A 10,889-nucleotide genomic window follows, 5' to 3' on the forward strand; every position below is an offset into this window, starting at 1 on the left:
GCGATTCGTCAGATCGAGAGATGATTCTCGGATAGAGTTGGCACAGATTCAAGGGGTTATCGGCAAGGCAAGATTTAAAGCTGCGACACTGTCCGACGGCAATGGAGCTTTGGCGAATCCGGGCCTCAATCGCTGCGTGCCAGCGCATCGATCTGCCCGTCGAGCGCGGCGATGACGAGGGCGGTGTAGTCGGCTTTGCCGGCGGTACGCGCGATTACGGGGAGCCCTGAAAGGAAGCCCGTCAGGCTCGATATCATCAGTATCGCACGCACTTGCGCTTCGGTTTCGGTCAGCCGCCGGTTCGCGGTCCGGATGATCAGATTGGTGGCGAGCTCGATGCCCGGCCGCCAGAGTTCGGCATAGAGAATTTCGAAGGCCGGGCCGGGACTCGCGATCTCGCGCTGGACGAACAGCGACGGATTCTGCGCTTCGGGCGCGGCGAGGAGAAAGCGGGCCAGCGCCGCGAAGAGGCGCTTCAGCAGGGTGCGGGCCGCATCCGGCGTCAGCGGGTCGCCGAGCGCCGCATAAGACACTTCGGCCACAGCGCCCATTCCTTCGCGATAGCGCGCGACGATCGCGTGCGCGCACGCGAGATAGAGGCCGCGCTTGTTCCCGAAATAATAAGTGAGGGCGGGCAGGTTGACCCCCGCTTCCTTGGCGATCTGCCGCGTCGTGACGCTGGCGAAGCCGCTGTTGCCGAAGGCGGTGAGCGCGACATCGAGGATGCGCGCGCGCGTTTCCTCGCCCTTGCGATAGCCGTCGGCGGCGGTGCGGAGCGGGGCGGCGGGGATTGCAGGGCGGGTCATCGGGGGTGCTTCGTTCGTTTTGCTTGAATTTATATCAGTTGATATATATGAACGATACCATCGCGTCGAGAGGGGATGGACATCGATGACAGGTGCGGCACTCGAGACGCTTTGGGCCAAGGTGGAAGCGCAGCGGGAGCGCGTGCCCGCGATATACGGCGCGGTCGATTTCCGCGCCGTCCCCGAACGCTTCACCGCAACGCCGGGCGACGACACCGCTTTGTCGGGCAAATATGCTCGCGACCGCGACGCGCTGCTCGCGGACCCCGACCGGGTCGAGTTCATCCGCGCCTATACGATGATCGGCGACGCGACCGCCGATGCCTATGCCGGCCTGATGCGCGAGCATGGCTTTCGCGCGCTGGTCGACATGCTGACCAGCGCCTGCGATCGGGGGGTGGAGAATGTGCCCGGCGCGCCTCCCGAACTCATTGCCTTTATCAAGGATATGGAACGTATTCCCGACTGGCTCGATATGGAGCTGGTCGAGGAAGGCGCGCGGGTCGATCGTAATGCGGCGGCCAACCTCGGCCCGTTCATCATCCGCGGCGCGTTCATCGCGACCTTCATGAACAAATATGCCGCGCTGCCGATGGCGATCACCGGCACGCTGTCGAGCCAGACGGCGGGACGCCGCGTCAAGGATACCGCGACCTTCTTCACCACCTCGGTGTTGCCGGGCGCGCTCGATCGCTACGGTCCCGGTTTCAAATCGGCGGCGATGGTCCGGCTGATGCACTCGATGGTGCGCGCCAACGTGCTGCGGCGCCCGCAGGACTGGGACATGGGCGTTTACGGCATTCCGATCCCGCAGGTCGATCAGATGCCCGCGGGGCTCATCTCGATCTTCCTCCTGTCATACAAGATGATCGAGGAAGGGCGCGACCAGTTCACCCCTCGCGAGCGCGCGATGGTCGAACTCGCGCGCTATCGCTGCTTCCTGCTCGGGCTGCCGGAGGAACTGCTCGCCGATACGCCGCAAGGGATCGTCGATCTGATGAATGCGCGCAGCGGCACGCTGCGCAGCGGATATGACGACAGTACGTGCGGCGAATTGCTGCGCGCAACGATGGCGGCGGACCTGCGGCCGGACAATTCGCGGCGCGCGCGCATCCACGAAATGTTCGAACTGGCCTTTGCCAAGCTGTTCTTCGTCAAAAACTTCATGGGCGGCGACAAGGCCAAGGCGGCGTCGATCGGCGTGACGCTGACCTCGGGCGATGTCGCGCTGGCGGCGATCGCGGGCCTGTTCATCTATGCGCGGATGCGCCTCTATGCGCTCGCGGCGCATATCCCCGGGGTGCGCGGCGTCGCCGACCGCCGGCTGATCGCCAAGCTCAAGGCGCAACTCGTCAGCTATGGCCATGCCGAGTTCACGACCGACGCCGCGCAATACCGCCCGTCGGCCGCCCCCGTCCCGGCCGAGTGATACGGGGCGCCGGCACCGGCGCGCCCGGCCTTACGCCGCCGGCGTGAAGGCTTCCATCATTCGCACGGCGTCGCTGTCGATCGGCCGAATGCCCAGCTCGTCGCGAATGCGGCTGATCGGATCGGCGATGCGCTGGTGCCACGGAACCGCGATCAGTTCCCTGGTGGCGCGGCCGTGCCGCCAGCCGTCGAACATCACGGTGAGCAGCATGTCGAACAGCATCGGGGCGTGGATCGCCGCGGTCGTTGCCACCGTCGCCAGAAAGCGCGTCGAGTAATTCTGGCCGAACTGGGCCATTTGGAAGCCCGAGATCGCGACTTCGCCCGCGGGCGTGAAGCCATAGCCGCCGACCAGATGCCAGATGTCGTGAAGCTGCAGGATGCGGCGGTTGGTGCGGTTTTGCGCCGGATAGTCGCCGGGCAGGACGACGGTGTCGGCGTCGATCACCTCGATGTCATAGCCATTGGCGTTCAGCATCGACAACAGGTCGGTCGCAAGGCTGCCGGCCGCATGGCTTTCCAGGTCGGCGGTGGTCAAGCGCACCTCCGGCTGGGCGATCAGATCGTGCACCCCGTCGAATTCGAGCAGCGCGGCCTCGCAGCAGTCGATCATTCGCTGGTCATAATGCTGGCCGAGCGCGACGACCGCGATGGTCAGGTCGAGTTCGCCGGCGGTTGGTGACGGCGCTTTGGAAACGATCGCCCAATAATCGTCCCACAAGGCGCGGGGCATCGCGACGCGCGGTTTGCCGCCGACCACCCACGGCAGCGCCGCCGCGATCTGCGCGGCGCGCGTCGCGCCGTCGTTGCTCGCCGCCGTCGCGGCCGCGATGGCGTCGAAGATCGGCACTTGTGCGACGGGATCGACGAAGGCCGCGGTCGTCATCAGCGCGGCGAGTCCCAGGTGCGGCTCCTCCGCCAGCGGTGGCTGGCCCGTTTCGACCCATTTTTCAAATTCGTTTCGCATCGACAAATCGATCATGGTCATCGTCTCTCCGCTCATTTTTTCTAGATTACGCTATAATCATAGAATGATCAACTTATATAGCTGGCGCTTCGTGCCGCAATGATTATAATCCGGCCATGAGCGAAGCATCCAAAGTCAGTTTTCCGAGGCGAACCGCAGCGAAAGCCCGGACGCGGCAGCGCATCGAGGAAGCGGCGCGGCGGCTGTTCGTGACGCTGGGCTATGGCGATGCGACGATGGCGGCGATCGCCGAAGCCGCCGATATCCACATCACGACGCTGTTCACGCATTTTGCCTCGAAGCGCGAGCTTGCCGCCGCGATTGCGGTCCGGGCGGGCGAGCGATTCGAAGAAATCGTCACGATGCAGCGCGCGCAGGGCGTGCCGGTGCTGGCATTCTGGCGCAACCAGGTCGCGCGGATCGCCCATGCCTATGAACGCGATGGTGATGGGCAGATCAACCTTGGCCGGGCGCTGGCGGGCGAACCCGAATTGCTGCCGGTGTGGTATGGGCATCAGCGGCTGCAGATCGATTTGATGACCGACTATATCGCCGACGAGCTTGGGATCGATGCCGCGAAGGATCGCCGCGCGCAAATGGCCGCCGCGATGCTGGTCGCGGGCGGGCGCATGGCGTTCGATAGCTGGATGGAAAGCGGCGGGGCGGGCGATCTTGTCGCCGAGAATGAGCGGTTGCTCGATGCCGCCGAGGCCTTGCTCGCGGGCGGCCTGCCGCTGATCCGGCGCGACGCGCGCGGCTGATCCGCACGCTCAGCCGAGATGGAGCATCGTGACCAGCGCAAAGCTGATCGCGCCGAGCACCAGCAGCGACAGGACCACCGCCGCCGTCACGCGCCCGCCCGCCCTGGCGACGGTGCGGACATCGACGCCAAGGCCGAGCGCGGCCATCGATACCACCGTCAGCAGCGTCGCGGCGCCGGCGATCGGCGCCAGGGCTGCGTGCGGGATCAGCCCGAACGATCGCGCGGCGATCATGCCGAGAAAGCCGAGAATGAACCACGGCACCAGATGATGGATCGGCGGGCGGGCCGATTGCGGGCGGGACACCGGCGCGCCGGCGTCGGGGCCGTCCGCGCAAAGCCGCGGGGCGAGGATCGAGAGGATCACGCAGACCGGGCCGAGCATCAGCACGCGGACCAGCTTGACCAGCGTGCCCATCTGGATCGCCGTCGCGCCCATCGGGGCCGCGGCGGCGATGACCTGGGGGACGGCATAGACGGTGAGCCCGGCGAACGCCCCATATTGAAGGCCGCTGAGATGCAGTCCCGCGCCGAGCAGCGGCAAACCCACCACGACCCCGACACCGAGCACCGCGGTGAAGGCGATCGCCGCCGCGACGTCGTCGCTGTCGGCGCCGATCACCGGAGCGACCGCCGCGATCGCCGAATTGCCGCAGATCGAATTGCCGCACGCGATCAGCGTCGCCATCCGCCTGGGCAGGCCAAGCAGCCGCCCAATCGCGAAACTCGCGCCGATGGCGAGGAAGACGGTGGCGGCGATACCGATCAGCAGCGCCGGGCCGGCGGCGAGGATCGTCGCCGCGCTGACCGACGCGCCGAGCAGGACCACGGCGATTTCGAGCAGCAATTTGGCGCTGAAGTCGATCCCCGGCAGCCAGCGCACGGGCGGCGTCCAGGCGGTGCGAATCGCGGTGCCGATCAGGATCGCGAGCACCAGCGCTTCCAGCCAGACCTCACCGAACAATCGCTGTTCGATACCCGCCAGCGCGAAAGCGAGGCCGGTGACGCCCAGGCAGAGCGCCAGCCCGGGACCTATCCGTTCGGCCGCGGCGGTGCGGGGCTTGCGGATCGCGGTGGTCGGAAGGGGAACGGTCGCCATGGCGGCTTCTTTCTGAACGGCGGAGCAGCCGGCGGGCCGCCCCCGATGCCTTCCGTATCGGCCGCCTTTCCGGCCGCTTCCAACGCAAGTTCCTGCTCGTTTCGATCGGCTGCGCTTGTCGATCGCGCCCGCGCCGATCAATCGATTTCAATTGTTGAAACAACCGATATATTCGCTTGGACAGATTGAATGGCGCGGCGCATTCCGGGCGCGAAGGAGACGATCATGCGCGACCCGCTGACGGCACCAACTCCATGACGCTCGAACAGCTCCGCATCTTCGTCGGCGTCGCCGAACGCGAGCATATGACGCGCGCGGCGGAGGCGCTCAACATCACCCAGTCGGCGGTCAGCGCGGCGATCAAGACGCTGGAGGAGCGGCACAATGTCCCGCTGTTCCATCGCATCGGGCGGCGGATCGAACTGACCGACGCGGGCCGTGTGTTCCTGGTCGAGGCGCGCGCGGTGCTCGGCCGCGCCGCGAGCGCCGAGCGCACGCTGGCCGAGTTCGGCGGGCTGGAACGCGGCACGCTGACGCTCGTCGCCAGCCAGACGATTGCCGGCTATTGGCTGCCCTCGTTTCTCGCGCGGTTTCGCCGGCGCTATCCCGGGATCGCGGTCACCCTGTCGATCGGCAACAGCGAACAGGCAGCGGATCAGGTGCGCGAAGGCAGCGCCGAGCTGGGCTTTGTCGAGGGCCTGATCGACGACCCGGCGCTCGCGCGCTGGACGGTCGGCCACGACGATCTGGCGCTGGTCGGTGCCGAAACCGCGCCGGGCGCCGCCGACCGGGACTGGCTGGTTTCAGTCCCCTGGGTGCTGCGCGAGGAAGGGTCGGGCACCCGCTCGACTTTCGAAGCCGCGCTTGCCCCGCTTGGCCTGACGCTTGCCGACCTCGACGTGATTCTGACCCTGCCGTCGAACGAAGCGGTTCGCTCGGCGGTCAGCGCGGGGGCGGGTCATACGCTTATCTCGACGCTGGTCGTCGAGCCGTTGCTGCGCGCCGGACGAATCCAGCGCACCGCCTTCGACCTCGAACCGCGCCCCTTCTATGGCCTGCGCCACAAGGAGCGCTATCGCGGCAAGGCCGGCGATGCCCTGCTCGCGATGATCGAGCGCGGATAAAGGCAACCGGCTCAGCTCTTCGTCCACCGCCCGCCGAGCGCCCGGAACAGATCGACCTGCGCGTCGGCGATGCGCGCGTCGGCGAGCGCAAGCGAGGCTTCGGTTTCGGCGAAGCTGCGTTCGGCATCGAGCGCGGCGAGACCGTCGATCGCGCCTTCGCGCTGCTGCGCGCGCGTGATCTTCACCGCCGTCGCGGCCTGATCGCGCGCCGCCTGCAGGGCCGTCCGCCGGTCGAGCTGGTGCGCATAGGCGGAAAGCGCGGTTTCGGTCTCCTCGAGCGCGCGCAGTACCGTGCCGTCGAACTGGGCGAGCGACGCCTGCGTGTCGGCCTCGGCCCCCGCGATCCGCGCCCGCGCGCCTTCCTGGTTGAGGAAATTCCAGTTGATTAGCGGGCCGAGCAGCCAGCGCAAAGGCCCGCCGCCGAACAGGTCGCCGAGGCCGCCGCTCGTCTGGCCGACCGAGCCGCCAAGCGTGATCTTCGGGTAGAGGTCGGCGGTCGCGACGCCGATGCGCGCGGTCGATGCCGCAAGACGGCGCTCGGCGGCAGCAACGTCGGGACGGCGCGCGAGCAGCGCGGCACCGTCGCCGACCGGGATCGGCTGGTCGAGCCGCAGCGTCGTCGTGCGCGCGGCGGCGACCGGCGGCAGATCGGCGGGCGTGCGGCCGGTCAGCGTCGCGAGGCGGAACAGCGCGGCGTCCCGCTCGGCGGCGATCGCCGGGATGTCGGCGCGGCGCTGATCGCGCAGCGCCGCGATGCGCGCGGTATCGAGCCTGGTGGTCAGCCCGACCTCGGCGCGGCGCGCGGTGAGCGCGACCGACTGGTCGAGCAAGGCGACGATGCGCGTCGCGACGCCCAGCCGCTCGGCGGCCGACGCGGCATCGGCATAGGCGCGCGCGGTTTCGGCGGCGACGGTGACGCGCACCGCGTCGGCATCGGCTTCGGCGGCGGCGACATCGCCGCGCGCGGCCTCGACCCCGCGCGAGACGCGGCCGAACAGGTCGACCTCGTAACCGACGGAGAGGCCGGCATCGACCTGCCAGCCGGTGCGATCGGCCCCCGGCGGCACCTGCCCCTCGCTGGCGCGGCCATAGGTTGCGCCAGCGCTCAGGTTCGTCGAGGGTAGCCGGTCGCCGCGCACTTCGCGCAAGGACGCGCGCGCCTTGGCGATCCGCGCGGCGGCCACGCGGATGTCGGTATTCGCGGCGAGCGCGTCGGTGACGAGCCCGTCGAGCACGGGGTCCTTGTAGAGCCGCCACCATTCGGCATCCGCGGGGGCGGTGCTCGTCACCCCCGCCCTGGTCGAGAGGAAGGGGCCGGACGACGCCGCAGGGGGAGCGGGGCGGGCGTAGTCCGGCCCGGCCGCGCACGCGGCAAGCGTCAGCGCGGATACGGTTGCGATCAGAAGATTACGCATGGCTTTCTCCTTATTCGGCCGGCTGCGGCATCGCTTCGTGCGAACCGCCGCGGCGGCGCAGCGCTGCGATACGGTCGCCGAGCGCGCGGCAGACGACATAGAAGGTGGGGGTAAAGAGCAGGCCGAAGGCGGTGACCCCGATCATCCCGAAGAAGACGGCGGTGCCGAGCGCCTGGCGGAGTTCCGCCCCCGCGCCGCTCGCGATCAGCAGCGGCACCGCGCCGAGGATGAAAGCGAAGCTGGTCATCAGGATCGGACGCAGGCGATCGCGCGCGGCGCGCACCGCCGCCTCGGCCGGCGACAGCCCATCCTGTTCCTCGGCTTGGCGTGCGAACTCGACGATCAGGATCGCATTCTTCGCCGCGAGCGCGATGAGGACGACGAGCCCGATCTGCGTCAGGACATTATTGTCCATGCCGCGCAGGTTGACGCCGACCATCGCCGCGAACAGACACATCGGCACGATCAGGATGATCGACAGCGGCAGCGTCAGGCTCTCATACTGCGCCGCCAGCACGAGGAAGACGAACACCACCGCCAGCGCGAAGACGAGCGCCGCCGTGCTGCCCGCCGCCTTCTGCTGAAAGGCGATGCCGGTCCACTCGGTGCCATAGCCCTGCGGCAGCGTGTCGGTGGCCAGCTTCTCCATCGTCGTCAGCGACGCGCCCGACGAATAACCCGGCGCGGTGTCGCCATCGACCTCGACCGCGGGGTAGAGGTTGTAGCGGACGACGCGGTATGGGCCGGTCTTGTCGCGGAAGGTCGCGACCGATCCGATCGGCACCATCTCGCCGCTGTTCGACCGGGTCTGGAGGTTGGCGATGTCGGCGACCGACTGGCGGAAGGGCGCCGCGGCCTGCGCGGTGACGCGATAGGTGCGCCCAAGCAGGTTGAAGTCGTTGACGAAGGCCGACCCCAGATAGACCTGCAGCGTCTCGAACACGCGCTCGGGCGGCACGCCGAGGAGGTTCGCCTTGGCGCGGTCGATGTCGGCATAGACGCGCGGGGACCCGGTATCGAAGAAGGTGAAGACCTGCGCCAGGCCCGCTGTCTCGTTCGCTTTCCCGATCAGCTTGCCCGATTCCTCGGCGAGCTTCTGGTATCCGTGGCCGCCGCGGTCCTGCACCATCAGCCGGTAACCGCCCGCCGAGCCGATGCCCTGGATCAGCGGCGGCGGGATCACGATCACGCGCGCTTCGGTGATGTCGGCGACGTCGGCGCGCGCTTCGTCCATGATCTCGTCGAAGCTGACGCCGAGCTTCTTGCGCTCCTCGAAGCTCTTGAGCGGAAAGTAAGCCGCGGCGGCGTTCGGGGCGAGCGTCTGCGACGGGCCGTCGAAGCCCGCGAGCATCACCGAGCCGAGGATGCCCTTGTTCGGCAGGATGCGCGCGGCGACCTTGCGCAGCGCGGCGTCGGTGCGCTCGACCGAGGCGCCGGGCGGCAGTTGGACGACAGCAAGGAAGTATCCCTGATCCTGCGCCGGGATGAAGCCGGTCGGCGTCGCCCAGAACAGTCCCATCGTCGCCGCGATCAGCCCGCCATAGGTCAGCATCATCCGCTTCGGCCGCCGGACGAGCCGGGCGGTGAGCGAGGCATAGGCGCTGCTCATCCGCTCGAACGCGTCGTTGAAGGCGTCGCCCGCTCGGCTCGCCAGTTCGCGGAGGCGCGAGGGCCTGTCGGGCGCGGCGTGCGGCTTCAGCAGGATCGCGGCAAGCGCGGGCGACAGGGTGAGCGAGACGATCAGCGAGATGATCGTCGCGGTCGAGATCGTCACCGCGAACTGTTGGTAGAAGGCGCCCGACAGGCCGGTGAGGAACAACGTGGGGACGAACACCGCGCAGAGCACGAGGACGATCGCGACGAGCGCACCCGATACCTCGTCCATCGAGGTTTGCGCCGCTTTCAGCGCCGACAGCCCGCGTTCCAAATTGCGCTCGACATTCTCGACCACGACGATCGCGTCGTCGACGACGATGCCGATCGCGAGCACGAGCCCGAAGAGCGACAGGCTGTTGAGGCTGTAGCCGAGCCCCGCGAGCACCGCGAAGGTGCCGACGAGCGAAATGGGAATGGCGACGATCGGGATCACCGCGGCGCGCCATTTCTGCAGGAACACCAGGATGACGATCACCACGAGGACCATCGCTTCGAGCAACGTGTCCTTCACCGCATCGATCGACTGCTCGATGAATTTGGTGGGATTATAGATGACGCGATATTCGAGGCCCTTGGGGAAGCTCTTCGACGCCGCCGCCATCTCGGTCTCGATCGCCTTCGCGGCTTCGAGCGCGTTCGATCCGGGGCGCTGGAACGCCGCGAGGATCACCGTCGGATCGCCCGACAGATAGGTATTGCTGTTGTAATCCGACGCGCCGAGTTCGACGCGCGCGACGTCGGCGACGCGCACCTGCCGCCCGTCGGCGTCGGTGCGGATCACGACGTCGGCGAACTGCTGCGGGTCGGCAAGGCGGCCCTGCGTCTCGACATTGAGCTGATAGGCGTTGCCGTTCGCATAGGGCGGCTGGCCCAGCGAGCCCGCTGCTACCTGCACATTCTGCGCGCGCAATGCCTGTACGATCTCGCCCGCAGTCAGGTTGAGCGCCGCGGCGCGCGTCGGGTCGATCCAGACGCGCATCGCATAGTCGCGCGCGCCGAACAGGCGGACATCGCCGACCCCGTCGATGCGGCTGAGCCGGTCCTTGAGCTGGGTCAGCGCATAGTTGGACAGGTAGGAACGATCGAGCGACTTGTCGGGCGAGACGAGGTTCACGACCATCAGAAAATCGGGCGAGGTCTTGCGCGTCACGACGCCGAGCCGCTGCACCGCTTCGGGCAGGCGCGGCACCGCGATCGCGACGCGGTTCTGCACCAGCACCTGCGCGGCGTCGAGGTCGGTGCCGATCTTGAAGGTCACGGTAATCGTCACATTGCCGTCGCCGGTCGACTGGCTCGACTGATAGAGCATGTTGTCGACGCCGTTGATCTCCTGCTCGATCGGCGTCGCCACCGTCTCGGCGACGGTCTCGGCCGACGCACCGGGGTAATTGGCGGTGACCGTGACCGTCGGCGGGACAATGTCGGGATATTGCGAGACGGGCAGCGACCAGTAAGCGATCGCGCCGACGAGGGTGATGATCACCGCGATGACCGCGGCGAAGATCGGACGCACGATGAAGAAGCGCGAAAGACGCATGGGAGGCTCCCCGGACTGGAGGATCGTTGAAGAAAATGATTCTCCCTCCCCTTCAGGGGAGGGCAGCGAGACTTGGCAGCTTGCTGCCTAGTCGCAG

General features: G+C 67.7%; 8 protein-coding genes. 3 read left to right on the forward strand and 5 right to left on the reverse strand.

Annotation, left to right across the window (positions count from 1 at the left end; translation table 11 throughout):
- Positions 1–125 precede the first annotated feature (125 nt).
- On the reverse strand, positions 126–806 hold the full coding sequence (locus OJI97_RS13735) for a CerR family C-terminal domain-containing protein (RefSeq protein ID WP_297664348.1): 681 nt from the start codon (positions 804–806) through the stop codon (positions 126–128).
- A gap of 85 nt (positions 807–891) precedes the next feature.
- Here OJI97_RS13735 and OJI97_RS13740 point away from each other — a divergent pair, with 85 nt between their 5' ends.
- Positions 892–2,235 carry an oxygenase MpaB family protein gene (locus OJI97_RS13740; protein WP_297664350.1) on the forward strand — a complete coding sequence of 448 codons (1,344 nt, stop codon included), beginning with the start codon at positions 892–894 and terminating at the stop codon, positions 2,233–2,235.
- 30 nt (positions 2,236–2,265) lie between these two features.
- On the opposite strand, the gene OJI97_RS13745 is transcribed toward OJI97_RS13740, so the two are convergent.
- Entirely contained in the window at positions 2,266–3,222 is a 957-nt protein-coding gene (locus OJI97_RS13745; RefSeq protein ID WP_297664352.1) for a Coq4 family protein, read from the reverse strand.
- 95 nt (positions 3,223–3,317) lie between these two features.
- On the opposite strand from OJI97_RS13745, the gene OJI97_RS13750 reads away from it, so the two are divergent.
- On the forward strand, positions 3,318–3,962 hold the full coding sequence (locus tag OJI97_RS13750) for a TetR/AcrR family transcriptional regulator (RefSeq protein WP_297664354.1): 645 nt from the start codon (positions 3,318–3,320) through the stop codon (positions 3,960–3,962).
- Between the two features lie 9 nt (positions 3,963–3,971).
- Here OJI97_RS13750 and OJI97_RS13755 read toward each other — a convergent pair whose 3' ends face one another.
- Positions 3,972–5,060 carry a putative sulfate exporter family transporter gene (locus tag OJI97_RS13755; RefSeq protein ID WP_297664355.1) on the reverse strand — a complete coding sequence of 363 codons (1,089 nt, stop codon included), beginning with the start codon at positions 5,058–5,060 and terminating at the stop codon, positions 3,972–3,974.
- Positions 5,061–5,314: 254 nt separating this feature from the next.
- Between OJI97_RS13755 and OJI97_RS13760 the strand changes: the two genes are divergently transcribed.
- The gene (locus tag OJI97_RS13760) at positions 5,315–6,184 is read left to right on the forward strand and encodes a LysR substrate-binding domain-containing protein (protein ID WP_297664356.1); all 870 of its coding nucleotides are present in this window, start codon (positions 5,315–5,317) and stop codon (positions 6,182–6,184) included.
- Positions 6,185–6,195: 11 nt separating this feature from the next.
- Here OJI97_RS13760 and OJI97_RS13765 read toward each other — a convergent pair whose 3' ends face one another.
- Both OJI97_RS13765 and OJI97_RS13770 read right to left on the reverse strand, forming a co-directional pair.
- Complete coding sequence (locus OJI97_RS13765; protein ID WP_297664357.1) at positions 6,196–7,599, reverse strand: efflux transporter outer membrane subunit; 1,404 nt, start codon at positions 7,597–7,599, stop codon at positions 6,196–6,198.
- Positions 7,600–7,609: 10 nt separating this feature from the next.
- Positions 7,610–10,792 (reverse strand): efflux RND transporter permease subunit, encoded by a 3,183-nt coding sequence (locus OJI97_RS13770; RefSeq protein ID WP_297664359.1) that lies wholly within the window; start codon positions 10,790–10,792, stop codon positions 7,610–7,612.
- Between the last annotated feature and the right edge of the window lie 97 nt (positions 10,793–10,889).

It is taken from the genome of Sphingopyxis sp., assembly GCF_025869345.1.
In the GTDB taxonomy this organism is placed as follows: Bacteria; Pseudomonadota; Alphaproteobacteria; order Sphingomonadales; family Sphingomonadaceae; genus Sphingopyxis.

Coding starts and splice junctions, on each gene's coding strand:
- OJI97_RS13735 (WP_297664348.1), bottom strand. CDS start 806: ATGACCCGCCCTGCAATCCCCGCCGCCCCGCTCCGCACCGCCGCCGAC.
- OJI97_RS13740 (WP_297664350.1), top strand. CDS start 892: ATGACAGGTGCGGCACTCGAGACGCTTTGGGCCAAGGTGGAAGCGCAG.
- OJI97_RS13745 (WP_297664352.1), bottom strand. CDS start 3,222: ATGACCATGATCGATTTGTCGATGCGAAACGAATTTGAAAAATGGGTC.
- OJI97_RS13750 (WP_297664354.1), top strand. CDS start 3,318: ATGAGCGAAGCATCCAAAGTCAGTTTTCCGAGGCGAACCGCAGCGAAA.
- OJI97_RS13755 (WP_297664355.1), bottom strand. CDS start 5,060: ATGGCGACCGTTCCCCTTCCGACCACCGCGATCCGCAAGCCCCGCACC.
- OJI97_RS13760 (WP_297664356.1), top strand. CDS start 5,315: ATGACGCTCGAACAGCTCCGCATCTTCGTCGGCGTCGCCGAACGCGAG.
- OJI97_RS13765 (WP_297664357.1), bottom strand. CDS start 7,599: ATGCGTAATCTTCTGATCGCAACCGTATCCGCGCTGACGCTTGCCGCG.
- OJI97_RS13770 (WP_297664359.1), bottom strand. CDS start 10,792: ATGCGTCTTTCGCGCTTCTTCATCGTGCGTCCGATCTTCGCCGCGGTC.